Consider the following 25,674-nt stretch of genomic DNA (forward strand, 5'->3'; position numbering starts at 1 on the left):
CATCGACGCAGTCACCCAGGTCCCGGTCCCGGGCAACGAGCCGGTGCGGACGTACGCGCCCGGCAGCCCGGAGCGGGACCGGCTGGTGCGGCGGCTGGACGAGCTGGCCGCCGAGCCGGTCCCGCTGCCGATGACGATCGGCGGTGAGCAGCGGTTCGGCGGCGGGGAGCGGATCGACGTCGTCCAGCCGCACCACCACGCGGCCAAGCTGGGGGTGCTCGGCAACGCCACCCGGGAGGACGGCCGGGCCGCGGTGGACGCCGCGCTGGCGGCCGGCCGGGAGTGGCGCTCGCTCTCCTTCGACGACCGGGCGGCGGTCTTCCTGCGCGCCGCCGACCTGCTGGCGGGTCCGTGGCGGGACACCCTGAACGCGGCCACCATGCTCGGGCAGTCCAAGACGGCGCAGCAGGCGGAGATCGACTCGGCCTGCGAGCTGATCGACTTCTGGCGGTTCAACGTCCACTTCGCCCGGCAGGTCCTGGCCGAGCAGCCGGTCTCCTCGCCCGGGGTCTGGAACCGGACCGACCACCGCCCGCTGGAGGGGTTCGTCTACGCGGTCACGCCGTTCAACTTCACCGCGATCGCCGGCAACCTGCCGACCGCGCCCGCGCTGATGGGCAACACCGTGGTCTGGAAGCCCGCGCCGACCCAGACCCTGGCCGCGCACCACCTGATGCGGCTGCTGGAGGCGGCCGGGCTGCCGCCCGGGGTGGTCAACCTGGTGACCGGCGACGGGCAGCAGCTCTCCGCGGTGGCGCTCGCCGACCCGGCGCTCGCCGGACTCCACTTCACCGGTTCGACGGCCACCTTCCAGTCGCTCTGGCAGTCGATCGGCGCCAACATCGGCAGCTACCGGACGTACCCGCGGATCGTCGGGGAGACCGGCGGCAAGGACTTCCTGCTGGCGCACCGCTCGGCCGACCCGGAGATCCTGAAGACCGCGCTGATCCGCGGCGCCTTCGAGTACCAGGGCCAGAAGTGCTCCGCGCTCTCCCGCGCGTACCTGCCGCGCAGCCTCTGGCAGCGGATCAAGGACGACTTCCTGGCCGAGGTGGACGCGCTGGCCGTCGGCGACGTCACCGACCTGTCGAACTTCATGGGCGCGCTGATCGACCGGCGGGCGTTCGAGAAGAACCGGGACGCGATCGAGCGGGCCAAGGCCGACCCGACGGTGGAGCTGGCGGCCGGCGGCCAGTACGACGACGCGATCGGCTGGTTCGTCCGCCCGACCGTGCTGGTCTCCTCGGACCACCGCAACGAGATGTTCCGGACCGAGTACTTCGGCCCGATCCTCGCCGTCCACGTGTACGAGGACTCGCGCTGGGAGGACGTGCTCGGCCGGGTCGACTCCGGCGCGCCGTACGGGCTGACCGGTGCGGTGATCGCCCAGGACCGGTACGCGATCGCCAGGGCCGTGGAGGAGCTGCGGTTCGCGGCGGGGAACTTCTACATCAACGACAAGCCGACCGGTGCGGTGGTGGGCCAGCAGCCGTTCGGCGGCGGTCGGGCGTCGGGCACCAACGACAAGGCGGGCGCCGCGCAGAACCTGCTGCGCTGGACCTCGGCGCGGTCGATCAAGGAGACGTTCGTGCCTCCGACCGACCATGTTTACCCGCACATGGGGTGAGTGCTCAAGGCCTTTCGGCTTTCGGCGCAAACCCGCGGGCGGATTGGACAAGGTGTCCAGGACGGACCGATCTTCCTGCGGGTTTGCGCCTCCCTGTCCCCTGACACCTTCGATTGATCCCGTTAGGCTGGCTGGCGTCGTCGGGTGGCTCCGCAGGCCGAACGTCTCGTCCTACCCGCTGTGAGGGTGTTCCATGCGTGCCATGGGCTCCTTTCAGCTGGAGGGTGCGGCAGGATTGCGGAAGACCCGGCGGTGGACACCCACACACCACCGAGTCACGCAACGGCGCGCGACAGGAGCCAAGAAGTCATGCAGACCAAGCTGGACGCAGCCAAGGCCGAACTGCTCAGGAAGGCAGCAGCAGCCGCTGAGAACAGCCAGGTGGGGGGAGCGGCGCCGGGGGAGGGTCTGAGCAACGGCGCTCTGACCGCGTACCTGCACCACTACTACCTCCACACCGCGCCCGAGGACCTGGTCGACCGCGACCCGGTCGACGTGTACGGCGCGGCCGCCTCCCACTACCGCCTCGGCCTCAAGCGGCCGCAGGGTACCGCCGAGGTGCGGGTGCACACCCCCTCGGTGGAGGAGAACGGCTGGTCGTGCGGCCACACCGTGGTCGAGGTCGTCACCGACGACATGCCCTTCCTGGTCGACTCGGTCACCAACGAGCTGTCCCGCCAGGACCGCGCGATCCACGTGGTCATCCACCCGCAGCTGGTGGTCCGCCGTGACATCACCGGCAAGCTGCTGGAGATCGTCGACGTCGACGCCTGCGCCCGCAGCCAGGCCGCCGGCGCCGAGTGGCCGGCCGACGCGATCGTCGAGTCGTGGATGCACATCGAGATCGACCGCGAGACCGACCGCGAGGACCTGCGCGCGATCGAGACCGACCTGCGCCGCGTGCTCGGGGACGTCCGCGAGGTCGTCGAGGACTGGGGCAAGATGCGCGACTCCGCGCTCCGCCTCGCCGACGAGCTCGCCGAGGTGCCCCCGACCGGTCTGCCGGAGCAGGAGGTCGGCGAGGCCTGGGAGCTGATGCGCTGGCTCGCCGACGACCACTTCACCTTCCTCGGCTACCGCGAGTACGACCTGGTCGAGCACGAGGGCGAGGAGGTCCTCAAGGCCGTCGCCGGGACCGGCCTCGGCATCCTGCGCTCCGACCCGATCGGCCACGACGACCAGCACCACGCCGTGAGCGAGGCCTTCGGCCGGCTCTCCGCGCCGGTGCGCGCCAAGGCGCACGAGAAGAAGCTGCTCGTCCTCACCAAGGCCAACAGCCGCGCCACCGTGCACCGCCCGTCCTACCTCGACTACGTCGGCGTGAAGAAGTTCGACGCCAACGGCGAGGTCATCGGCGAGCGCCGCTTCCTCGGCCTGTTCTCGGCCGCCGCGTACACCGAGTCGGTCAACCGCATCCCGGTGGTCCGCCGCAAGGTCCAGGACGTCATCGCCGAGTCCGGCTTCTCCAGCGAGAGCCACGACGGCCGCGACCTGCTGCAGATCCTGGAGACCTTCCCCCGGGACGAGATCTTCCAGACCGCGGCCGACGAGCTGCTCCAGATCGCCACCAGCGTGCTGTACCTGCAGGAGCGCCGCAAGCTCCGCCTCTTCCTGCGCCAGGACGAGTACGGGCGCTACTTCTCGGCGCTGGTCTACCTGCCGCGCGACCGCTACACCACCCGCATCCGGCTGCGCCTGATGGACATCCTGGTGCAGGAGCTCAACGGCGCCTCGATCGACTACACGGTCTGGTCGACGGAGTCGGTGCTGACCCGACTGCACTTCGTGGTCCGGGTGACCCCGGGCAGCGAGCTGCCGCACCTGAGCGACGCCGAGGTCGAGCGGATCGAGGCCAAGCTGGCCGAGGCCGCCCGGTTCTGGATGGACGGCTTCAACGACCAGCTGCACGTCGAGCTGGGCGAGGAGAAGGCCGCCGAGCTGTCCCGCAAGTACGCCAACGCCTTCCCCGACGGCTACCGCGCCGACTTCACCGCGCGCACCGCCGTCGCCGACCTCAAGCAGATCGAGGCGCTGCACGGCGAGGGCGACTTCCGGCTCAACCTGTACCAGCCGGTCGGCGCCGGCGACGACGAGCGCCGCTTCAAGATCTACCGGGTGGGCGGCCCGATCTCGCTCACCGAGGTGCTGCCGGTCCTCCAGCGGCTCGGCGTCGAGGTGCTGGACGAGCACCCGTACGCGCTGACCCGCTCCGACCACACCACCGCGTGGGTCTACGACTTCGGCCTGCGGCTGCGCGAGGCCGTCGAGCTGACCGACGAGGCGCGCGAGCGCTTCCAGGAGACCTTCGCCGCCACCTGGACCGGCAAGGCCGAGAACGACGGCTTCAACGAGCTGGTCCTGACCGCCGGGCTGACCTGGCGCCAGGCGATGATGCTGCGCGCGTACGCCAAGTACCTGCGCCAGGCGGGCTCCACGTTCTCCCAGGACTACATGGAGGACGCGCTCCGCAACAACATGCACACCACGCGCCTGCTGGTGAACCTCTTCGAGGCCCGGCTGAGCCCCAGCCACCAGCAGGGCGCGCTCGAACTGACCGAGGGCATCCTCGAGGAGCTCTCCGGCGCGCTGGACGAGGTCGTCTCGCTGGACGAGGACCGCATCCTGCGCTCGTTCCTGCACCTGATCAAGGCCACCCTGCGGACCAACTTCTTCCAGCACGACGGCGCGGGCGAGTGGCACTCGTACGTGTCGATGAAGTTCGACCCGAAGGCCATCCCGGACCTGCCGGCCCCGCGCCCGGCGTTCGAGATCTGGGTCTACTCGCCGCAGGTCGAGGGCGTGCACCTGCGCTTCGGCAAGGTCGCCCGCGGCGGCCTGCGCTGGTCCGACCGGCGTGAGGACTTCCGGACCGAGATCCTCGGCCTGGTCAAGGCGCAGATGGTGAAGAACACCGTCATCGTGCCGGTCGGCGCCAAGGGCGGCTTCGTCGCCAAGCAGCTGCCGGACCCGTCGGTGGACCGCGACGCCTGGCTGGCCGAGGGCGTTTCGTCCTACAAGACGTTCATCTCGGCGCTGCTGGACATCACCGACAACCTGGTCGGCGGCGAGGTCGTCCACCCGGCCGACGTGGTCCGCCACGACGAGGACGACACCTACCTGGTCGTCGCCGCCGACAAGGGCACCGCGACCTTCTCCGACATCGCCAACGGCGTCGCCGAGTCGTACGGCTTCTGGCTGGGCGACGCGTTCGCCTCCGGCGGCTCGGCCGGCTACGACCACAAGGGCATGGGCATCACCGCCCGCGGCGCCTGGGAGTCCGTCAAGCGCAACTTCCGCGAGCTCGGCGTCGACACCCAGTCCGAGGACTTCACCGTCATCGGCATCGGCGACATGTCCGGCGACGTCTTCGGCAACGGCATGCTGCTCAGCGAGCACATCCGCCTGGTCGCCGCCTTCGACCACCGGCACATCTTCCTCGACCCCAACCCGGACGCGGCCGTCTCCTACGCCGAGCGCCGCCGCCTCTTCGAGCTGCCCCGCAGCTCCTGGGACGAGTACGACAAGTCGCTGATCTCGGCGGGCGGCGGCGTCTTCCCGCGCAGCGCCAAGTCCATCCAGCTCAGCCCGCAGGTCCGGGCCGTGCTGGGCGTCTCCGACAGCCGGCTGACCCCCGCCGAGCTGATGAAGGCCATCCTGCAGGCGCCCGTCGACCTGTTCTGGAACGGCGGCATCGGCACCTACATCAAGGCCTCCGCCGAGACCAACGCCGAGGTCGGCGACAAGGCCAACGACGCCATCCGGGTCAACGGCGAGCAGGTCCGCGCCCGCGTCATCGGCGAGGGCGGCAACCTGGGCTGCACCCAGCTCGGCCGCATCGAGTACGCGGCGACCGGCGGCCCGCAGAGCGCCGGCGGCTGGATCAACACCGACGCCATCGACAACTCGGCCGGCGTGGACACCTCGGACCACGAGGTCAACATCAAGATCCTGCTCAACCAGATCGTCGCCGACGGCGACATGACGGTGAAGCAGCGCAACACCCTGCTCGCCGAGATGACCGACGAGGTCGGCCACCTCGTCCTGCGCAACAACTACGCGCAGAACGTGGTGCTGGCCAACGCCGTCGCCCAGGCGCACAGCATGGTCAACGTCCACTCCCGGATGATCAACCGCCTGGAGGCGGCCGGCCAGCTCGACCGGGGCCTGGAGTTCCTGCCCGCCGAGCGGCAGATCCGCGAGCGCCAGCAGAACGGCCGCGGCCTCTCCCAGCCGGAGATGTCGGTGCTGCTCGCCTACACCAAGATCACCCTGGCCGACGAGCTGCTCGCCACCGAGCTGCCCGACGACCCGTTCTTCCGCACCGCGCTGCACGAGTACTTCCCGAGCGCGCTGCGGGCCCGGTTCGCGGAGCAGATCGACCAGCACGCGCTGCGCCGCGAGATCATCACCACGCTGATCGTCAACGACACGATCAACCGCGGTGGCTGCACCTTCGCCTTCCGCCTGAAGGAGGAGACCGGCGCCACCTACGAGGAGATCGCCCGGACGCACACCGCCGCACGGGCCGTCTTCGGCCTGGAGGAGATCTGGGGCGAGATCGAGGCGCTGGACAACGTGGTCCCGGCCCGCGCCCAGACCAAGATGCGCCTGCACTCGCGCCGCCTGGTCGAGCGCGCCACCCGCTGGATGCTCAACAACCGGCGCCAGCCGCTCGACATCGCCGGCACCATCGAGTTCTTCCACGACCGGGTCAACCTGGTCTGGGGCTCGCTGCCCAAGCCGCTCCGCGGCGAGGACCTGGCCTGGTTCGAGTCGGTCTACAACGAGCTGGCCGAGGCCGGCGTGCCGGAGGCGCTCGCCACCCGGATCGCGGGCCTCTCCTCGACCTTCCCGACCCTGGACATCACCGAGGTCGCGGACCGGTCCGGCAAGGACGTCGCCGAGGTCGCCGAGCTCTACTACGACCTCGCCGACCGCCTGCAGATCACCCACCTGCTCGACCGCATCATCGAGCTGCCCCGCACCGACCGCTGGTCGTCGATGGCCCGCGCCGCCATCCGCGAGGACCTCTTCGCGGCCCACGCGGCCCTGACCGCCGACATCCTGGCCTGCGGCCCCGACGGCGCCACCCCCGAGGAGCGCTACAGCGCCTGGGCGGACCTCAACTCCACCCTGCTGAACCGCGCCAAGAGCACCCTCGACGACATAAGGGGTTCGGACAACTACGAGCTGTCCAGCCTCTCGGTCGCGATGCGCGTCATCCGCACCCTGCTCCGCACGGGCTCGATGCGCTGACGGACGGCTGATCCACGGCGGGCCCGCGTCCTCGGACGCGGGCCCGCCGCTTTGCGCGGCCGCGCACGTTCACCCGGGGGAACCGCCTGCGGTGACCGCGTTGACCGGGTCCGGGTGGCCGCGGAGGGCGGCGCGGGCGCGGGCCGCACCCGTGGCGGCGGCGGGGCCGGTGGCGGCGGGGGTTCTCGGGACGAGGCCGGCGCACGGGCGGCAGATGCCGGGGCGGGGTACCGGGTCGTGGCAGCGGGCGCACTCGGCGTACGAGGCGGGCGGTGCCTCGGTGCGCGGGGGCGGCAGTTTGCGGCGGAGGCGGCTGCGGATCAGGGCGGCCGGGGAGTGCAGGGGCGAGGGCAGGCCGGGGAGCAGGGCGTGCGCCAGGTCGGTGGCGGTGCTGCCGCCGTCGAGCCACCGGGTGACGAGGGGCGCGAGCGTCTGCGCCTCGGCGAGCCCGAGGCGCAGACGCGGTTCGGGCCGGATCGCGCGGAACAGGGCCGCGACGGCGGTGCGGGTCTGTTCGTCGGGCAGCCCGGCGGGGAGGGCGGGTTCTTGCACCGGGTTCTTTACGGGAGGGGCGCCAGCGCGGCCGGTGCTCCGTTCACCGGCGACCGGGTGGGCGGCACACGGTGAGGGGCCGAGCTGAGGGGTGTCGAAGACGTGGGCCTCGGAGCGGATGGTGCCGTCGGGCCGGCGGACCCGGTGGACCCGGTAGTACCCGGCGTCCGTCAGCTCCTTGAGCGCGCGGCGGAGGGTGCCGCGCCCCTGCGGGCTGGTGTCGGCCATCTGGCGCCCGTCCTCGCGCCAGCCGTCCGGGCGGGAGAGCAGGTCGGCGAGCAGGCCGCGGGCGGTGTAGCTGAGGCGGCGGTCCTGCAACAGGCCGTTGGGAAGCACGGTGAAAGAGCGCGCGTGGGCGCTACGATGAATCTGCATCTCGGAGTGTCTGCTCCTGGTGCCGGACCCCGGGGTGTTCCACCACCGCCGGGGTCTTCTATGTTCTGTTGATGATGCGGAAAGTAGCACATCCGACACGGTGAGTGCGAAGCGTTCGGGAGAATCGGAAGAGGGCGGGGCCGACGCGGCGCCTCGGCCCCGCCCTCGGGTATCGGGCTCACGTCGCGTCGCCGATCGACCTGGGGCCGCACTCGCACCAGACCACCTTGCCGATCCCGTCCGGGCGCGGCGCGTGCCCCCACGCGAGCGCGAGGGCCTGATCAAGGAGCCCGGCACATGAAGCAGACCTTCGACCCCTCCGCGGCCGACTGGCGGAAGAGCACCTACAGCGGTGGCGACAACGAGTGCATCGAGGTGGCGGACGGCTTCCCCGGGGTGCTTCCGGTGCGGGACTCCAAGGATCCGCAGGGGCCGGCACTCGTCTTCTCCGCCGCCGCCTGGGCGGCGTTCGGCGCCGGTGTCCGGGCCGGGGAGTTCGGCGCCGGCGGCTGAGCGGACCGCTCCGGCGGGCCCGCGTCCTCGGACGCGGGCCCGCCGTGTTGTGCTGTGGGTGGGAACTCAGGACGGTGCTGCGGACAGGTGGGGGTGTGGAGCTGTCACAGCGGGGCCGGATACGGAATGGGGACCAGTGGGCGTTCGGGGAGCTGTTCGACGAGACGGCAGGTGACCTGTACCGCTACGCGGTGCGGGTGTCCGGGGACTGGGCGGTCGCCGAGGACGTCGTCCAGCTGACCTTCCTGGAGGCGTGGCGACTGCGGCACAAGCTGCACGCGGGCGACGAGCCGGTCCGGCCCTGGCTGTTCGGGGTCGCCGCCAACGTGCTGCGCAACACGGCGCGCGCGGCCCGGCGGCACCGCGCCGCGATGGAGCGGCTGCCGGAGCGCGACATCGTGCCGGACTTCGCCGACGAGCTGGTCGGGCGGCTGGACGACAGCGCCCAGTTGGCCGCCGCCCGACGGGCGCTGGCCCGGCTGCGGAAGGCCGAGCGTGAGGTGTTCGGCCTCTGCGTCTGGGCCGGCCTGGACTACGCGAGTGCCGCCGAAGCCCTCGGAGTGCCGATCGGGACGGTGCGTTCGCGGCTCTCGCGCGCCCGTACCAAGCTCCGGGCGCTGGCCGACGAGGAGTTGAGAAACGGGCGGGAACTCCGCGCGGAGGCCGGACAGGTACGGGTTGGCCGCACCGATGCGGCCCGGTCGATACGGGAGACGAACCGATGAACGAGCACGAGCGTGCCGAGCTGGCCCGGCTGCTGCCGCCGCCGGCGCGGCCCGAACTCTCCTCCGACCGCCACCGGCTGTTGAGGGGACATCTGATGAGTGAGATCCGGGAGACGAAGCCCGCGCGGGTCCGGCGCGGAAAGCTCGGCTGGGTGGCGATCCCCGCCCTCGCGGGCGGCCTGGCACTGGCGATGGTGCTGACCGGCGGGGGCGGCGACGGCAGCCCGCAGAAGGCGCAGCAGGCCCAGGGACAGCAGGCCCAGGGGCAGCAGAGCGGCCAGGCCGGAGGCGACACGTTCAACGCCGCCCCGGTCGCCGCCGTCCAGTTGCTGACCCAGGCCGCCGACACCGCGGCCGGCAAGCCCGACCCGAAGCCCGGCAAGAACCAGTTCGCCTACGTGGACAGCCTGGTGTCCTTCGCGGGCACCAACCTGGCCACCGGCGAGACGACCGTCGACAAGCCGCACCGCCGTCAGATCTGGCTCTCGGTGGACGGCAGCCAGTGGGGCGTCCTGAAGGAGGAGGGCAAGGGCGGCAAGTCCGGCGGGACCGAGGTCCGCAAGGACGGGGACAAGCGCCCCGCGCCGCGCCCCGACGGCGGCCTGTGGCTCGACCCGATCGGCAAGCCGAGCCTGGGCGCCGCCACCTACGAGTACCTGGCAGGGCTGCCGACCGACCCGGACGCGCTGCTGAAGAAGATCTACGCCGAGACCAAGGGCCAGGGTCGCACCCCTGACCAGGAGGCCTTCGTGACCATCGGGGACCTGCTGCGCGAGCAGATCGCCCCGCCGGCCGTCAGTGCCGCCCTCTACCGTGCCGCCGCCAAGATCCCCGGCGTCACCGCGGTCGAGGACTCGGTGGACGCCTCGGGCCGCCACGGCGTGGCCGTGGCGCACGTGGACAGCGGCGTCCGCACCGAATGGATCTTCGACCCGAAGACCCACGAGTTCCTCGGCGAGCGCCTGGTCGTCGTCGGCGAGGGCAGTGAGCTGGGCAAGCCGGGCACGGTGGTCGGCCACTCGGCGGTGCTCGGCCGCTCGATCACCAACCAGCCGGGCGAGGAGGCCGGGCAGCAGAACGCCTGACCATGTCCTGAACGAAGCTGTGGGGCCCGGTGGAAGCGGGCCCCACAGCCGTTTTTGCGCCCGGTGGCCGGTGGCCTGCAGCCGGCGCCGGTGCCGGCGCCTCAGCGTCCGGCCGCCCGCTGCAGCGCGCTGGCGAGCAGGGCGAGGTCGGTCGGCCCGTTGCCGAGCTCGCGGACCGGGCGGCGGGCCGGCGGGGCCCCCAGCTGGAGCGGGTCTATCGCCACGACGGTGGGCCGCAGGGTGGCGGTGCGCGGGATGCGGCCGCTGATCCGGGCGGTCTGGAACGCGGTGACACCGCCGTCCGGAAGCCGCAGGTAGCCGCGGCCCGGGGTGGAGTCCGGCAGCGCGGCGGCGTCGCCGAGGTGGATCAGCAGGTCGGAGTCGGCCGGGTCGTCGGTGCGCAGCGCGATCCGCAGCAGCGCGGCCTCGTCGACCTCGGTGCCGGCGCTCTCCTCCGGGCGGCCGGTGGCCACCGCGAGGTGGACGCCGAGCGGCCCGCCGCGCCGGGCGACGGCGGCGAGCGCCCGGGCCAGCGGCCGGCCCGCCGGGGAGGTGGGGGAGAGCAGCGCGTCGTAGTCGTCCACCACGACGACCAGCCGGGCCGGGACCGGGCCGGCCGGTGCGGCGGTCGGCGCGGGCGGTGCCGGCGGCTCGGGGCTGCGCGGCTGGACGATCCGGGCCACGGACGGCGTGCCGCCCGCTCCGACGGTGGCGGGTACGGGGACGGCCGGGCGGCCGGCGTGGACGGTGTCGCTCTCCGGCACGCCGTCCAGGATGCGGGCGGCGTGCCAGGAGGCGAAGTCCAGCCCGTCGAAGAGCCGCTCGCGCAGGGTCAGCTCGTCCTCCAGCGCCTCGGCGGCGAGCAGGGCGGCGCGCGGGTCGGTGGCGGCGTTGACCAGGCCGGTGACGTGCGGCAGCTCGGTGCACCCGGCCAGGCCGTCCTCGGCGGCCCGGCCCTCGACGATGGTGACGGCGAGCCGTTCGGGGCGCTCCGAGACCGCCAGTGAGGCGACCAGGGTGCGCAGCAGTTCGGTCTTGCCCGAGCCGCGCGCGCCGCCGACCAGCAGGTGCGGGCCGCCCGGGTCGGGGGAGGGGAGGGTGAGCTCCGGGTCGGCGAGGTCGAGGGTGCAGAGCTCGTCACGGGTGGTGCCGAGCAGGGCGGTGGCGGCGCCGATGCCGCCGGCGTGGGCGGCCCAGCGGGCGGAGAGCTTGGCGGGGGTGACGGTGTCGAGCTGGAGCAGGTCGAGCAGGCGCAGCGCGTCCGGGAGCGGGCCGCGGGTGGCGGGGGTGGCCTCGCGCAGCGGGGCGAGGACGCGGGCCAGCCGTTCGGCCCAGGCGTCCGAGACCGCGTCCAGGGAGACCTCGTGCAGGGTCTCGCGGCCGCGGGCGACCGGCCGGTCGAGCGAGAGCTGGGTGCCGACCTCGCCGGTGATCAGCGCGGTGGCGCCGATGCCGCGGGGCAGCAGTTCGGGCTGCTCGGCGAGGCAGACCGGGAAGATCCCGACGGCGGGGCCCTGCCGCAGCAGCAGGTCGAGGGCCTGCCGGGCGGCCTGGGTGTTCGGGCGGCCGTCGACCACGACGACGGTGGCGGGGTGGCCGCCGAGGCCGGTCGGTCCGGCGAGCCGGGTGGTGAGTTCGGTGAGCCGGGCGGTGGCCTGTTCGTCGTCGAGGCCGAGCAGCAGCCGGCAGTCCTGGCCGTCGGTGGGGCGCAGGTGGGGCAGCCAGAGCGCCCAGGCCCAGGTGTCGGCGCGGTCCTGCGGGGTGCGGGCCGGGTCGGCGTCGACGACGACGAGGCTGAGGCCGGTCGGCGGGTGCAGCGCGGCGAGCTGGGCGACGACGGCGCGGGTGAGCGCGTCGAGCCGGTCGCGGGGGCCGCTGAGGCCGAGGCTGCCGGCGGTCTGCAGGTCGAGGGTGACGGGGACGGCGGGCAGCAGGGTGCCGGGGGAGGTGCCGGGGCCGCCGGGGCGGTCGGCGGTGCCGAGGCGCAGGGTGAGCGCGTCGGGGTGGCCGGGGCCGCGCTCCCAGAGCCGGGGGCCGGGGCCGAGCGCGTTGAGCAGCAGGGTGGCGGGGTCGGGCCAGCGTTCGCGCTGGGCGGCGGCCTGCCGGGTGCGGACGGCGGCGTGGTGGCGCTCGGCGCTCTCCTGGCCGGGCGGCTCGGCGGTGGAGCGGCCGAGCCGGAGCGAGAGCAGGCCGCGGCCCCGGCCGGCGGGCGGTTCCGGGGCGGCGGGCGGTTCGGCGGCGGGCGGTGCGGGGCGGGTGGGTGCGGGGGCGGCGAGCTGGAGGTGGCCGTGGCCGTCGGGGAGCGCGGCGCGGGCGGGCGCCCCCGTGGTGTCCCCGGTCTCGGGGCCGGTGACCCGGAGGGTGGACTCGCCGATCCGGAGCAGTCCGGTGCCGTCGAGCGGGACGGCCTCCTCGGGCGGGCCGGCCGGCACGATCCGGCCGTCCACCGTGGTGCCGTTGGTGGAGCCGAGGTCGCGGACGGTCACCGTGCCGTCGTCGGCGAGGTGCAGGGCGAGGTGCAGCCGGGAGACGTCCGGGTCGTCGATCGGGACGTCGGCCTCGCCGGAGCGGCCGACCCGGATCTCCCGGCCGTGCAGGCGGTGCACGCCGCCGGCGTCGGGGCCGCCGACCACCCGGAGCTCGGCGGCGGCGTGGCCGTCGTCGGGGTCGTCGGCGGTCGGGTCGGGTTCGTTGAGGCTGAGGACGGCGCCGTCGAGCAGCGGGGGGTGGCCGAGCAGGGTGTGCTCGTCCACCCGGTGCGCCCCGGCGTACAGGTGCACGTGGGTGGCGGCTCGCGGGCCGCGCACGCCCACGGCGCCCGCGAGGGCGCCCGCGAGGGAGCCGAGCGCGGTGCCGACGGGCGCGGTGACCAGCACGTCGACGTAGGGAATGGCGGAGCCGGCGACTGCCGGGCCGCTGCGCGGTCGGAGGACGGTCAGCCGGATCTGCATCTCGCCCGCGGTCCCTTCTGCTGGTGTGACGCCTTGTGCCGCTGCCCCGGGCCGCCGCGAGTGCGGCCGGAGTGGCCGCGGCCCCGCTTGGGCCACAAGAGTGGCGAGTGTCATCCTGCCATCCGTCACGGACAGTCCGCGCACGGTACCGGATTTGACGATCTTGCGATCATCGCCATGTTGGAGGCGACGGGGGGTCAGGTCAACCGCCGTCCCGCCGGTGGCCGGGGCGGACCGCGCCGGAGGGTCCGGGTCCTCCCCCGGGGGATGTCCCCCAACCCGGGCGAACCCCCTCGCCGGTCGCCTCAAAAACCTGAACGGACACCGTTAGAGTGGCCGGAAACACGGGCCCGGCAGGCTCACCGCACCTGCGGGGGAGCGCCCCGCGCGGGCGGCACGGCGAGGAGTGCGACAGGTGCGGCCAGTCGGCAGCAAGTATCTGCTTGAGGAGACCCTCGGACGAGGGGCCACCGGCACCGTCTGGCGCGGACGGGTCCGCGCCGACGTCGCGGTGCCCGGCAGCGAGCCGGGCCAGTCGGTCGCGATCAAGGTGCTGCGCGAGGAGCTCGCCGCCGACCCCGACGTCGTGATGCGCTTCCTGCGTGAGCGCTCCGTGCTGGTCCGGCTCACCCACCCGAACATCGTCAAGGTCCGCGACCTGGTCGTCGAGGGCGAGCTGCTCGCCCTGGTGATGGACCTGATCGACGGCCCCGACCTGGCCCGCTACCTGCGCGGCAACGGCCCGTTCAGCCCGATCGCCGGCGCCTTGCTGATGGCCCAGGTCGCCGACGCGCTGGCCGTCAGCCACGCCGACGGCATCGTCCACCGCGACCTCAAGCCGGCCAACGTGCTGCTCGCCACCGCCGTCGTGGACGGCACCGAGCAGATGCACCCGATGCTGACCGACTTCGGCATCGCCCGGCTCGCCGACTCGCCCGGCATCACCCGCAGCCACGAGTTCGTCGGCACCCCCGCGTACGTCGCCCCGGAGTCCGCCGAGGGTCGCCCGCAGACCTCCGCGGTGGACGTCTACGGCGCCGGGATCATGCTGTACGAGCTGGTCACCGGCCGCCAGCCGTTCCAGGGCGACAACCCGCTGGCCATCCTCCAGGCCCACCTTGCCCAGGAACCGCAGCGCCCCTCCACCATGCCGGAGCCGCTCTGGACGGTGATCGAGCGCTGCCTGCGCAAGGACCCGGCGCAGCGGCCGAGCGCGGTGACGCTGGCCCGCGCACTGCGGGTGGTCGCGGCCGGGGTGGGCGTGCACGCCTCCCCGGCGGCGGTGGACGCGGCGCTGGCCGTCGGCACGCTGCTCCAGCCCGACCCGCAGCCCGCCGTGGTGCCGGGCGCCCCGATCGGCGTGCCGGGCGGACCGTTCGGCACCCCCGGCGGCCCCGGCGCCGAGGACCGCACCCAGGTGCTGCCGGCCGGCCAGGCCGGGCACCCCGGCGGGCCCGCACAGCCCGGCCACCCCGGTGAGCAGTACGACCCGGCGGCCGCGACCCGCGTGATGGGCACCCAGCCGCCCCCGTACGACCCGGCCGCCGCGACCCGGCTGATGCCGCCCGCCGGCGCCGTGCCGCCGCCCCCGCCCGGTCCGCCGCAGGCCGAGGCGCCGCACCCGTGGCAGACTCAGCTGCGCGCCGCGCGCGACCGCAACCAGCAGACCGAGGTCGGCTACTTCGCCCCCGAGGACTTCGAGGCCCCGCCGGTCGCCCCGCAGCCCTACCAGGCGCCGCCCGCGGGCCGCCCGCCGCAGGGCTACCAGGCCCAGCAGCAGCCCCAGCAGCAGCCGGGCGGCTACCGGCAGGCCCCGCCGCCCGGGTACGCCCAGCGCCCGCCGGTCGCCCCGCCGCCGTACCAGGCGCCGCCCGCGGGCCGCCCGCAGCCGCCCGGCGGCCACAACCCGCAGCCCCCCGGCGGCTACGGCGGGCCGCCGCAGCACGGGCAGCCCCAGCAGGGCCGCCCGCAGCAGGGCCACCAGCCGCCGCAGCCCTACGGGCAGCAGGCGCCGGGCCGCCCCGCGCCGCAGCAGGCCGCCCCGCCCCGGTCCGCCCCGCCCGCGCCGCCGCGCCGGGCCGAGCCGCCCGTCCCCCAGCACCGCGAGCCCCCGCAGCGCCGCGCCGAACCCCCGCAGGAGCCGGCCCGCCGGGAGCCGGCGCCCGCCCGGGAGCGGCGCCCGCGCAGCCGCAACCGGATGTACATCCCGGGCCTCGGCTGCCTGAAGGGCTGCCTGATGGTTCTGCTGGTGCTGGCGGTCGCCGCGGTGGCGCTGTGGAACTTCACCCCGCTGCCGGAGTACTGGGCCAACGTCCAGAGCTGGTTCTCCGACGCGAGCGACTGGGTGAGCCACTTCTTCGACAGCTCCAAGAACTGACGGCGGGTCGGGCACCGGCGATCCGACGACCGGACCGGCCGGGGTGCCCCGGCGGGGTCGCGGCGCGGTTCCGGCGGGGCGCGCGCGGCGGCGCCCGGTGCCGACGGCCCCGACCGGCGGCGGGATTGACGCTATGTCGACAATTCACAAGATTTCTCGGCCCCCAGTACCCGCCGAGCACGCTCAGGCGACCCGCGGAGGGGGTCCGGGCGCGTAGGTTGGACGCTGTTGTCCCGCCCCACCGAGCGCACCGGACCCTCCCGGGACGCTCCCGCCGCCCACGGAGCAGCATTGGCACGCAAGATCGGCAGCCGCTACACCGTCCACCAGGTGATCGGCCGGGGTTCGGCCGGGACGGTCTGGCTCGGTGAGGGCCCGGACGGCCCGGTCGCGGTCAAGCTGCTCCGCGAGGACCTGGCGGCCGACCAGGTGCTGGTCGGCCGCTTCGTGCAGGAGCGCGCGGCGCTCACCAGCCTCGACCACCCCCGGGTGGTCGGCGTGCGCGACATGGTCGTCGACGGCAGCGACCTCGCGCTCGTCATGGAACTGGTCCAGGGCACCGACCTGCGCTCCCGGCTGGAACGGGACGGCGCCCTCGCCCCGCAGACCGCCGTCTCGGTCATCGCGGACGTCGCCGACGGCCTGGCCGCCGCCCACGCCGCCGGCATCGTGCACCGCGACGTCAAGCCGGAGAACGTCCTGCTCGACCTCGCCGCCGCGCCCGGCCCCGGCGGTGCCCCGCGCGCCAAGCTGACCGACTTCGGAGTGGCCCGCCTGGTCGACGCCCCGCGCCGGACCCGCGCCACCCGGATCATCGGCACCCCCGACTACCTCGCCCCCGAGATCATCGAGGGCCTGGAACCGCGCGCCGCCGTCGACATCTACGCCCTCGCCACCGTGCTGTACGAGCTGCTCGCCGGGTTCACCCCGTTCGGCGGTGGCCACACCGGCGCGGTGCTGCGCCGGCACGTCACCGAGCAGGTGCCGCCGATCCCCGGCCTGCCCGACGGCCTCTGGCGGATCATCGCCGAATGCCTGGCCAAGGCCCCCGCCTCCCGGCTGCGCGCCGCCGAACTGGCCACCCGGCTGCGTGAGCAGCTGCCCGCGCTGGCCGGGCTGCCGGTGCTGGCCGTCCCGCAGCAGGGCCGCCCGGCGGCGGAGGAGCAGCTCACCCCGGGCGAGGCGGTGTACGCCGAGGTGGACGCCGGCCCCGGCGTCCACAAGCGCCGCCGCGGCCCGGCCGTCCCGCTGGTCCCCGGGGCGGCCCCGGACTCCACCCGGGACACCCACACCAGCCTGCGCCGCCCCTCCGCGCACGAGCTGGCCTCGTACGCGGCCGAGTCGCGGGCCCAGCGGACCGCCCCCGCGGCCCACCGCCGGGACCGCCAGGCGCTGCTGCGCCGCCGCCGGATGCTGGCCGTCCTGCTGGCCACGGTGCTGCTGCTGGCCGGCGCCGCCGCGGCCTGGACCGCCTTCGCCGCCACCGCTCCCGACGCCGGCCCGGGCCCCCGCCCGGCCACCGTCTCCACGGCACCGCGCGCCCCGTAGGGCGCCCCGGAGCCGCCCCGGGGGCAGCGTCGCGGCGCCGTCCGGGCAGTGTCCCGCGTCCGCGGGGGCGGCCCGGGCGGCGCGGTTCTCGGCCCGGACGCCCCCGGGGTCGTCAGTAGTCCCCCCGGAACCATTACCCTGGGGGCGTGGCAGCCGTCGATCCTTCCGAAGAGCTCAAGAACCTCGAAACGACCATGGGGTCGATCGAGGCCGTCCTCGACCTGGACAAGATCCGGGCCGACATCGCGGTCCTGGAGGAGGAGGCAGCGACCCCCAACCTGTGGGACGACCTCGCGAACGCGCAGAAGGTGACCAGCAGGCTCTCCTTCCTCCAGGGCGAACTGCGCAAGGTCGAGGGCCTGCGCAGCCGCATCGACGACCTGGGCGTCCTGTTCGAACTGGCCGAGGCCGAGGACGACGCGGACACCCGCGCCGAGGCCGAGACCGAGCTGGTGGCCGTCGGCAAGGCGGTCGAGGAGCTGGAGGTCCGCACCCTCCTCTCCGGCGAGTACGACGCCCGCGAGGCGCTGATCAACATCCGCGCCGAGGCCGGTGGCGTGGACGCCGCCGACTTCGCCGAGCAGCTCATGCGCATGTACCTGCGCTGGGCCGAGCGGCACGGGTACGCGACCGAGGTGTACGACACCTCGTACGCGGAGGAGGCCGGCATCAAGTCCGCGACCTTCACCGTCAAGGCCCCCTACGCCTACGGCACCCTCTCCGTCGAGCAGGGCACCCACCGCCTGGTCCGCATCTCGCCGTTCGACAACCAGGGCCGCCGGCAGACCTCGTTCGCCGGTGTCGAGGTGCTGCCGGTCGTCGAGCAGTCCGACCACGTCGACATCGACGAGGGCGACCTGCGCATCGACGTGTACCGCGCCTCCGGCCCGGGCGGCCAGGGCGTCAACACCACCGACTCGGCGGTGCGCATCACGCACATCCCGACCGGCGTGGTGGTCTCCTGCCAGAACGAGCGCTCGCAGATCCAGAACAAGGCGTCCGCGATGAACGTCCTCCAGGCGAAGCTGCTGGAGCGGCGCCGCCAGGAGGAGCGGGCCGCGATGGACGCGCTCAAGGACAGCGGCAGCTCCTGGGGCAACCAGATGCGCTCCTACGTCCTGCACCCGTACCAGATGGTGAAGGACGTCCGGACCGAGTACGAGGTCGGCAACCCGCAGGGTGTGCTGGACGGCGACATCGACGGCTTCATCGAGGCGGGCATCCGCTGGCGCAAGCAGCGCGAGACCGCCGCGCAGTAAGCACGCGCAGAACGAGAAGGCCCCCGACCGTTCCCGGTCGGGGGCCTTCTCGTTCGTCTCGCCCGTACCGCCTCCCGGTCAGGCCAGGGCCTGCCGCGCGAGCAGCGCCACCGCGAGCAGCCCGGCCAGGACGGCCAGCAGCATCGCGGGGGAGAGCGCGGCGAACGGGTTCTGCTGCTCCTGCAGCCTGGCCCGGGTGGCACGGCAAGCGGGGCAGCGGCCCTCGCTCACTCGGCCGTTGCAGTTGGCGCACACCAGATGGTCGCAGGTCATGCGATCTCCTCCTCGCTGCTACAGCCAACGCACCGGACCGGGCCTTGGTTCCTACATGTGCCCTGTGCGGGGGAGCGGTCAACCCCGACCGTCCCCTCCACTCTGCCAGGTTCTGTGCGTTCCGGCCCCCGGGCTGTGAGATGGCTCCCAGTTTTCGGGGCATAACCGCTCATTCTCCCCCAGCTCCGCGGTTCCGTCGCGGTCCGGGCCTGCGGGCCCGGCGTCGCTTCGCGTATGGTCCCAAGCCGGGAGCGGCCCTTTCGCTCCCCTCGCCCGCCCCTGGGCCGGGCAAGCCGAGGGGTGGACCGACCGAGGACTGGCGCCGCCTAGGATGGCCTCCGTGATGCAGCCGTGATCAGATTCGACAACGTCTCCAAGACCTATCCCAAGCAGAATCGTCCCGCCCTGGACAACGTCTCGCTGGAGATCGAGAAGGGCGAGTTCGTCTTCCTGGTCGGCTCGTCCGGCTCGGGCAAGTCCACCTTCCTGCGCCTGTGCCTGCGCGAGGAGCGCCCCAGCACCGGCGAGGTGCACGTGCTGGGCAAGGACCTGGGCAAGCTGTCCAACTGGAAGGTGCCGCACATGCGCCGCCAGCTGGGCACCGTCTTCCAGGACTTCCGCCTGCTGCCGAACAAGACGGTCTCGCAGAACGTGGCCTTCGCCCTCGAAGTGATCGGCAAGCCGAAGAGCGCCATCGGCAAGGTGGTGCCCGAGGTGCTCGACCTGGTCGGCCTCGGTGGCAAGGAGGACCGCATGCCGGGCGAGCTGTCCGGTGGTGAGCAGCAGCGCGTCGCGATCGCCCGGGCGTTCGTGAACCGTCCGATGCTGCTGATCGCGGACGAGCCCACCGGCAACCTCGACCCGCAGAACTCGGTCGGCATCATGAAGCTGCTCGACCGCATCAACCGCACCGGCACCACCGTGCTGATGGCCACCCACGACCAGGCCATCGTCGACCAGATGCGCAAGCGCGTCATCGAACTCGACAAGGGGCTGCTGGTCCGCGACCAGGCCCGCGGCGTCTACGGGTACCAGCACTGATCCTCCAGCGCTGAGCCCGTGGGCAGCCCGCCCGCCTCGCCCGACCAGCAGTACCGACCCTGGAGTTGTTGAACGCATGCGCGCCCAGTTCGTCCTGTCGGAGATCGGTGTGGGTCTCCGCCGCAACCTGACGATGACCATCGCGGTGGTCGTCAGTGTCGCGCTCTCCCTCGCCCTCGCCGGTGCCTCGCTCCTGGTCCGGGACCAGGTGAACTCCATGAAGGGGTACTGGTACGACAAGGTCGAGGTCAGCATCTACTTCTGCACCAAGTCGGACGCCCGCAACTCGCCGCAGTGCGACAAGGGCGCGGCCACCGACCAGCAGATCGCCGAGATCAAGACCCAGCTGGACAAGATGGACTCGGTGGTCCAGTCCTCGACCTTCGAGAACTCCGCCGAGGCGTACAAGCACTGGAAGGAGATGAACCCGGACAACCCGCTCATCTCCGTCCTCGGCCCGGAGGCCATCCCGCAGTCCTGGCGGGTGAAGCTCAAGGACCCGACCAAGTACGACGTCATCCAGAGCGCCTTCGCCGGCAAGCCCGGCGTCAAGTCGGTCGAGGACCAGCGGAAGATCCTGGAGAACCTCTTCGGTCTGCTGAACGGTCTGCAGACGGCGGCGTTCGTGATCATGGTGCTGATGCTCTTCGTGGCCCTGCTGCTGATCGTGAACACCGTTCGGGTGTCGGCGTACAGCAGGCGGCGCGAAACCGGCATCATGCGCCTGGTCGGTGCCTCGAACTTCTACGTGCAGATGCCGTTCATCGCGGAGGCCGCGTTCTCCGCGCTGCTCGGCGCGGTGATGGCCTCGGGCCTCCTGCTCTGCGGCCACTTCTTCGTCCACAGCTGGCTGGCCGAGCGGGTCCAGTTCATCAACTTCATCGGGCTCGGCTCGGTGCTGGCGGTGATACCGCTGCTGGTGGTGGTCGGCATGGCGATGGCGGGCATCGCGGCCTTCTTCACCCTGCGGAAGTACCTGAAGGTCTAGGAGTACCTGAAGGTCCGGCAGCACCCCCGCACCACCCCGAAGGCCCGGCCCGCGCCGGTCCCGACGGCTCCGGAGGACCCTGGGCGGCCCCGGACGGCACTGCGCCGTCCGGGGCCGCCGCCGCTCCGCCGTCCACCGTTCCGGCCCGGTGCGCTCCGTGCTGCGCCTACACTCCGTTTCCATGCCAGTAACTCCGCGCGGGGCACGTCAGGTGGCCACCCTCAGCCTGGTGTTCGGCGTGGTGCTGCTGGCCGGCGCCGCCACCGGTGCCTGGGGTGAGCCGGGCACGCCGGTGCGGCCGCCGTCCGCCGACACCGCCCCGGCCGTCGCCGCCACCCTCGGGGCCGGCCAGGACCCGGCCGGCGCCGACCTCTCCGAGCAGCAGGCCGAGCACCTGATCGGCGCGGTCGGCGACCGCTGGGGCGCCTACTACAGCGCGCAGGAGTACGCCGAGTTCAGCCAGGGCCTGGGCGGGCGCTACGTCGGTGTCGGACTCTCGGTCGGCCGCGGCCAGGACGGCGTCACCGCCGTCTCCCGGGTGCAGTCCGCCGGACCGGCCGCCGCCGCCGGGATCGCGGCCGGGGACCGGCTGCTGCGGATCGGCGCCGACCAGGCCGACCACCTGCCGGTCACCGAGGTGGTCGCCCGGCTGCGCGGGCGCGAGGACGGGGAGCGGGCGGTCGGCTCCGAGGTGGTCCTGGAGGTGCAGCGCGGCGAGGGCGAGGTCCGTGAGGTCCGGCTGCACCGGGCCCTGCTGGACAGTCAGCAGGTGGCCGTCGAGCACCTGGCGGGCGGCGCCGTCCGGATCACCGTCCGGGCCTTCACCAGCGGTGTGGCCGAGCAGGTGCGGGCCGCGGTGCGCGACGCGCGCGCCGGGGTGGTGCTCGACCTGCGCGGCAATTCCGGCGGGCTGGTCGAGGAGGCCGCCGGCACCGCCGGGGTCTTCCTGGACGGCGGCCCGGTCGGCTCGTACCAGGAGCGCGGCGGGACCCGCGAACTGACCGCCCCGCCCGGCGGCGACCAGCACACCCCGCTGGTGGTGCTGGTCGACGGCGGGACGATGAGCGCCGCCGAGCTGCTCACCGGAGCGCTCCAGGACCGCAGCCGGGCCGTGGTGGTCGGGAGCCGGACCTTCGGCAAGGGCACCGTGCAGCAGCCCAGCCGGCTCGCCGACGGCGCGGTGCTGGAGCTGACCGTCGGCCGCTACTTCACCCCGGCGGGCCGCTCCCCGGAGGGCACCGGGCTGGCCCCGGACGTCCCCGCGGCCGCCGGGGAGGACGCCGCCGACCTCGCCCTGCGGGTGCTCACCGGGCTCGGCAGCCGCGCCTGAGCCGCCGCCGGCCGGGCCCGAGCCGAGCCTGTGCCGCGCCCGAGCCGGGCCCGACCCGGGCCCGGGCCGCGGCACGCGCGCCCAAAAGGGGCTGCCCCGACCGGTCCCGAAGTGCGAGAATGGCCGACGCTATGGCAAAGGAAACCGGACAGAAGCTGATCGCGCAGAACAAGAAGGCGCGACACGAGTACACCATCCTCGACACCTACGAGTGCGGTCTCGTGCTCACCGGCACCGAGGTGAAGTCACTGCGCGAGGGTCGGGCCAACCTGGTCGACGGCTACGCCTACATCCAGAACCACGAGGCGTGGATCGACAACGTCTTCATCCCCGAGTACACCCAGGGGACGTGGACCAACCATGCGGCGCGGCGCAAGCGCAAGCTGCTCCTGCACAGGATGGAGATCCACAAGATCGAGGCGAAGGTCCGGGACGCGGGCCACACCCTCGTCCCGCTCTCGCTGTACTTCAAGGACGGCCGGGTGAAGCTCGAACTGGCGCTCGCCGTCGGCAAGAAGCTGTACGACAAGCGCCAGACCCTGCGGGAGAAGCAGGACACCCGCGAGACGGCCCGTGCGGTGGCGGCGGCGCGCCGGCGTCAGGGCTGACACGGGCGGCTCCGGCGTTAATCGGCTGGACCCTCACCCGTCGCCTCGCGTACTATGGCGCCAGCAACACGGACGGTCAACGTCCTGCTGTTTCTCAAAAAAACATGGGGATGATCGGTTTCGACAGGGGACGTCGAAACAGGAGAAGCGAGCCGAGGAACGCGGCAATGATCTCGTTAACCACGTGTCGCAAACAAATAATCGCCAACTCTAAGAGCGATTCCCAGCAGTTCGCTCTCGCTGCCTAATAAGCACCGATAGCGCTTGGGTGTCAGACCGGGGAGTTCCCGACCCGGACCCTGGCATAATCTAGGGAACTCAACCGTCCGCCCGGGCTGCGGGGGTGGATGGGAAATCAAACAGCAGCTGGGCCTGTTGGCGGCTTGTCCGCGTGACCGCCAGGGCCGAGAAAATCACAGCGGACTGCGCTCGGAGAAGTCCTGAATCCACTCCACTGGACCCGGGTTCGATTCCCGGCATCTCCACCACCCCATGTTCACAGTGCAGGCCGTCCACCGCTCAGCGGAGGGCGGCCTGCATGTTTTTCGCTCCCGGTGAGGCGTACTGCGGGGCCACGGCGTAGGATCTTCCGTCCGCTCGTTTCCCAGAGCCGGACTCCCGCCGCAACCACCGAGGCCATGCAGAGCAACACGGACACCAGCAACACGGGCAGCGCTGCCACCGACCACGAGACCGTGCGAGCGCGCGAGATCGCCGGGGAGCAGCGCCACCTGGACACCGTCTACCACCGCCTGGAGGAGAAGCTCGCCGAGGCCGAGTACATCCTGGAGGACGCCGCCAAGCGCGTGCACGTCGGCACCCCCGGCGCGCTCGCCGAGCGGGACGCCCAGGTGTACCGGGCCGGCGCCCACCTCCAGCGGCTCAACAACGAGTTCGAGGACTTCCTCTTCGGCCGCATCGACCTCCAGCAGGCCGATGCCCCGGAGGAGCACGGCATCCCCTCCGACACCCCGCTCGACCCGGCCGACCCGGCCGTCGCCGAGACCCTGCACATCGGCCGGCTCGGGGTGCTGGACGCCGAGTACGGCCCGCTGGTGATCGACTGGCGGGCGCCGGCCGCCGCACCGTTCTACCGGTCGACCCCGCTGGAGCCCGGCCGGGTGATCCGCCGCCGGGTGATCCGCTCCAAGGGCCGCAGGGTGATCGGCGTCGAGGACGACCTGCTCCGCCCCGACCTCACGCCCACACTGGGCGGCGAGGAGCTGGCGGTGGTCGGCGACGGCGCGCTGATGGCCTCGCTCGGCCGCGCCCGCAGCCACTCGATGCGCGACATCGTCTCCTCCATCCAGAAGGAGCAGGACGAGGTCATCCGCGCCGCCGCGGCCGGTGCCACACTCGTCACGGGCGGGCCCGGCACCGGCAAGACCGCCGTCGCGCTGCACCGCGCCGCCTTCCTGCTCTACCAGGACCGCCGCCGCTACGCCGGCGGCATCCTGGTGGTCTCGCCGACCCCGCTGCTGGTCTCCTACACCGAGGGCGTGCTGCCCTCGCTGGGGGAGGAGGGCCAGGTCGCCATCCGCGCGGTCGGCTCGCTGGTGGACGGCATCGAGGCCGGCACCTACGACACCCCGGAGGCGGCCCGGATCAAGGGCTCGGCCCGGATGACGCAGCTGCTGCGCCGGGCCGCCCGGGCCGCGCTGGAGCTGGGCGCGCCGCAGGAGCTGAAGGTGGTCGCGCGCGGCGAGGTGCTGCGGCTGGACGCCGGCCGGCTCAAGGCGGTGCGCGGCAACGTCGTCGGCTCCGGCGGGACCCCGCTGAACCTGCTCCGCCCGCGTGCCCGCCGGCTGCTGCTGGACGCGCTCTGGCAGGAGGTCACCCGGCACCTGCCGAGACCCGCCGACCACTACGCCCGCGAGCAGCGCCAGGAGGAGAAGGAGTCCTTCGACGAGTACGTCTCGGACGAGGCGCCGTTCCTGGACTTCCTGGACGCCTGGTGGCCCGCGGTCACCCCGCGCCGGGTGCTCGGCACGTTGAAGCGGACCCGGCACACCAACCGGATCGCGCGCCGGGCGGTCACCCCCGAGGAGGCGAGGGTGCTGGCCGAGTCCTGGCGGCACCTGTCGGAGCAGGGCGAGGGCGCGCTCTCCGCGCACGACGTGGCGCTGGTGGACGAGCTGCAGGTGCTGCTCGGCGAGCCGGTCCGGCCGAAGGTCCGCGAGGTCGACGCGGTGGACATGCTGACCGGTCTGGAGGAGGTCACCACCTTCGCCGACCGCTCGGCGCGCCAGCGCGAGCGGGTGCCGGTGGAGCGCACCGAGTACGCGCACGTCATCGTCGACGAGGCGCAGGACCTCACCCCGATGCAGTGGCGGATGATCGGCCGCCGGGCCCGGATGGCCACCTGGACCATCGTCGGCGACCCGGCGCAGTCCTCCTGGCCGTTCCCGCAGGAGGCGCAGGCCGCGCTGGACGACGTCCTCGCCGGCAAGCCGCGCCGCCGCTACACGCTGACCGTGAACTACCGGAACCCGGCCGAGATCGCCGAGGTGGCGGCCAAGGTGCTGGCGCTGGCGGCGCCCGGCACGCCGTCGCCGAGCGCGGTGCGGCACGTGGGGGTCGAGCCGCGGTTCGCGGCGGTGACCGACCCCTCGCCGGAGGCGTTCGGCGCGGCGGTCCGGGCGGAGCTGGCGCGGCTGCTGGACGAGGTGGACGGCACGGTGGCCGTGGTGGTGCCGATGGACCGGCGGGCCGAGGCGGCCGGCTGGACCGAGGGGCTGGGCGGGCGCGTGGTGGCGCTGGGCAGCCTGGAGGCCAAGGGCCTGGAGTACGACGCGACCGTGGTGGCCGATCCGACCGGCATCGCGGGCGAGTCGGAGGCGGGCCTGCGGGTGCTCTACGTGGCGCTGACGCGGGCGACCCAGCGGCTGTCGGTGCTGTCCGGTCCGGACGACCTGCCGGACGCGGCCGGGGTGCCGGCACTGCTGCGCGACTGACGGACCGTCGGGGCGGGCCCTTCCGGGGGTCCGCCCCGGCGGGCGCGCCGAAGGCCCGTCGCCCCATGCCGAAGGCCCCCCACCCGTCGGGTGAGGGGCCTTCAGAAGCTACGACACCGACCCGCCATGCTCGCCTCGCGGCAAGTGGTCCCTCGAAGGGACGAAGGTTGGGCCCGGGGGCTTGGATCGAGCCGGTGTCCCGTCCAATGTAA

The 25,674-nt window shown here is 73.4% G+C and carries 16 protein-coding genes and 1 other RNA gene; 14 read left to right on the forward strand and 3 right to left on the reverse strand.

The window, feature by feature from the left end; genetic code table 11:
* Window position 1: 1 nt before the first annotated feature.
* Together pruA and AC067J_RS32590 are read left to right on the forward strand one after the other, a co-directional pair.
* Window positions 2-1,627, forward strand: coding sequence for an L-glutamate gamma-semialdehyde dehydrogenase (gene pruA / locus AC067J_RS32585; RefSeq protein WP_478305542.1), 1,626 nt, complete (start codon window positions 2-4; stop codon window positions 1,625-1,627).
* Window positions 1,628-1,936: 309 nt separating this feature from the next.
* The gene (locus AC067J_RS32590) at window positions 1,937-6,883 is read left to right on the forward strand and encodes an NAD-glutamate dehydrogenase (RefSeq protein ID WP_478305361.1); all 4,947 of its coding nucleotides are present in this window, start codon (window positions 1,937-1,939) and stop codon (window positions 6,881-6,883) included.
* 69 nt (window positions 6,884-6,952) lie between these two features.
* Here AC067J_RS32590 and AC067J_RS32595 read toward each other — a convergent pair whose 3' ends face one another.
* The gene (locus AC067J_RS32595) at window positions 6,953-7,810 is read right to left on the reverse strand and encodes a hypothetical protein (RefSeq protein WP_478305363.1); all 858 of its coding nucleotides are present in this window, start codon (window positions 7,808-7,810) and stop codon (window positions 6,953-6,955) included.
* Between the two features lie 297 nt (window positions 7,811-8,107).
* On the opposite strand from AC067J_RS32595, the gene AC067J_RS32600 reads away from it, so the two are divergent.
* The 3 genes from AC067J_RS32600 (at window position 8,108) to AC067J_RS32610 (ending at window position 10,133) form a co-directional block, all read left to right on the forward strand.
* On the forward strand, window positions 8,108-8,323 hold the full coding sequence (locus tag AC067J_RS32600; protein ID WP_478305365.1) for a DUF397 domain-containing protein: 216 nt from the start codon (window positions 8,108-8,110) through the stop codon (window positions 8,321-8,323).
* A 95-nt stretch (window positions 8,324-8,418) separates the two neighbouring features.
* The gene (locus tag AC067J_RS32605) at window positions 8,419-9,048 is read left to right on the forward strand and encodes an RNA polymerase sigma factor (protein ID WP_478305367.1); all 630 of its coding nucleotides are present in this window, start codon (window positions 8,419-8,421) and stop codon (window positions 9,046-9,048) included.
* Complete coding sequence (locus AC067J_RS32610) at window positions 9,045-10,133, forward strand: CU044_5270 family protein (RefSeq protein WP_478305368.1); 1,089 nt, start codon at window positions 9,045-9,047, stop codon at window positions 10,131-10,133. Before AC067J_RS32605 ends, AC067J_RS32610 begins: the two co-directional genes overlap by 4 nt.
* Window positions 10,134-10,234: 101 nt before the next feature.
* Here the strand turns inward: AC067J_RS32610 and AC067J_RS32615 are convergent, their stop codons facing one another.
* Window positions 10,235-13,084 (reverse strand): FtsK/SpoIIIE domain-containing protein, encoded by a 2,850-nt coding sequence (locus AC067J_RS32615; protein ID WP_478305370.1) that lies wholly within the window; start codon window positions 13,082-13,084, stop codon window positions 10,235-10,237.
* 415 nt (window positions 13,085-13,499) lie between these two features.
* Between AC067J_RS32615 and AC067J_RS32620 the strand changes: the two genes are divergently transcribed.
* The 3 genes from AC067J_RS32620 to prfB all read left to right on the forward strand — a co-directional run bounded on the left by AC067J_RS32620 (window position 13,500) and on the right by prfB (window position 18,268).
* Entirely contained in the window at window positions 13,500-15,461 is a 1,962-nt protein-coding gene (locus AC067J_RS32620) for a serine/threonine-protein kinase (protein WP_478305372.1), read from the forward strand.
* A 291-nt stretch (window positions 15,462-15,752) separates the two neighbouring features.
* Entirely contained in the window at window positions 15,753-17,009 is a 1,257-nt protein-coding gene (locus AC067J_RS32625; protein WP_478305374.1) for a serine/threonine-protein kinase, read from the forward strand.
* Between the two features lie 146 nt (window positions 17,010-17,155).
* On the forward strand, window positions 17,156-18,268 hold the full coding sequence (prfB, locus tag AC067J_RS32630) for a peptide chain release factor 2 (RefSeq protein WP_478305376.1): 1,113 nt from the start codon (window positions 17,156-17,158) through the stop codon (window positions 18,266-18,268).
* 78 nt (window positions 18,269-18,346) lie between these two features.
* Here the strand turns inward: prfB and AC067J_RS32635 are convergent, their stop codons facing one another.
* Entirely contained in the window at window positions 18,347-18,541 is a 195-nt protein-coding gene (locus AC067J_RS32635; RefSeq protein WP_327677399.1) for a hypothetical protein, read from the reverse strand.
* Window positions 18,542-18,892: 351 nt separating this feature from the next.
* Between AC067J_RS32635 and ftsE the strand changes: the two genes are divergently transcribed.
* The 6 genes from ftsE to AC067J_RS32665 all read left to right on the forward strand — a co-directional run bounded on the left by ftsE (window position 18,893) and on the right by AC067J_RS32665 (window position 25,462).
* A complete protein-coding gene (gene ftsE / locus AC067J_RS32640; protein WP_478305378.1) occupies window positions 18,893-19,582 on the forward strand; it encodes a cell division ATP-binding protein FtsE in 690 nt (229 codons plus the stop codon).
* Window positions 19,583-19,658: 76 nt separating this feature from the next.
* Window positions 19,659-20,570: a permease-like cell division protein FtsX gene (gene ftsX / locus AC067J_RS32645; RefSeq protein WP_478305380.1), complete on the forward strand. Its 912-nt coding sequence runs from the start codon at window positions 19,659-19,661 to the stop codon at window positions 20,568-20,570.
* 181 nt (window positions 20,571-20,751) lie between these two features.
* Window positions 20,752-21,900, forward strand: coding sequence for a S41 family peptidase (locus AC067J_RS32650; RefSeq protein WP_478305382.1), 1,149 nt, complete (start codon window positions 20,752-20,754; stop codon window positions 21,898-21,900).
* A 131-nt stretch (window positions 21,901-22,031) separates the two neighbouring features.
* Window positions 22,032-22,508 carry an SsrA-binding protein SmpB gene (smpB, locus tag AC067J_RS32655; RefSeq protein WP_478305384.1) on the forward strand — a complete coding sequence of 159 codons (477 nt, stop codon included), beginning with the start codon at window positions 22,032-22,034 and terminating at the stop codon, window positions 22,506-22,508.
* Between the two features lie 106 nt (window positions 22,509-22,614).
* Window positions 22,615-22,996, forward strand: a transfer-messenger RNA (tmRNA) gene (ssrA, locus tag AC067J_RS32660).
* A 150-nt stretch (window positions 22,997-23,146) separates the two neighbouring features.
* Complete coding sequence (locus tag AC067J_RS32665) at window positions 23,147-25,462, forward strand: HelD family protein (RefSeq protein WP_478305385.1); 2,316 nt, start codon at window positions 23,147-23,149, stop codon at window positions 25,460-25,462.
* Window positions 25,463-25,674: the final 212 nt, after the last annotated feature.

It is taken from the genome of Kitasatospora sp. NPDC042419, from assembly GCF_056437345.1.

Bases quoted from the DNA above. Each gene is read 5' to 3' on its own strand.
- AC067J_RS32635 (WP_327677399.1), bottom strand. From the start codon at position 18,541: ATGACCTGCGACCATCTGGTGTGCGCCAACTGCAACGGCCGAGTGAGC.
- AC067J_RS32650 (WP_478305382.1), top strand. From the start codon at position 20,752: ATGCCAGTAACTCCGCGCGGGGCACGTCAGGTGGCCACCCTCAGCCTG.
- AC067J_RS32595 (WP_478305363.1), bottom strand. From the start codon at position 7,810: ATGCAGATTCATCGTAGCGCCCACGCGCGCTCTTTCACCGTGCTTCCC.
- AC067J_RS32610 (WP_478305368.1), top strand. From the start codon at position 9,045: ATGAACGAGCACGAGCGTGCCGAGCTGGCCCGGCTGCTGCCGCCGCCG.
- AC067J_RS32600 (WP_478305365.1), top strand. From the start codon at position 8,108: ATGAAGCAGACCTTCGACCCCTCCGCGGCCGACTGGCGGAAGAGCACC.
- AC067J_RS32590 (WP_478305361.1), top strand. From the start codon at position 1,937: ATGCAGACCAAGCTGGACGCAGCCAAGGCCGAACTGCTCAGGAAGGCA.
- ftsX (WP_478305380.1), top strand. From the start codon at position 19,659: ATGCGCGCCCAGTTCGTCCTGTCGGAGATCGGTGTGGGTCTCCGCCGC.
- AC067J_RS32615 (WP_478305370.1), bottom strand. From the start codon at position 13,084: ATGCAGATCCGGCTGACCGTCCTCCGACCGCGCAGCGGCCCGGCAGTC.
- AC067J_RS32665 (WP_478305385.1), top strand. From the start codon at position 23,147: ATGCAGAGCAACACGGACACCAGCAACACGGGCAGCGCTGCCACCGAC.
- smpB (WP_478305384.1), top strand. From the start codon at position 22,032: ATGGCAAAGGAAACCGGACAGAAGCTGATCGCGCAGAACAAGAAGGCG.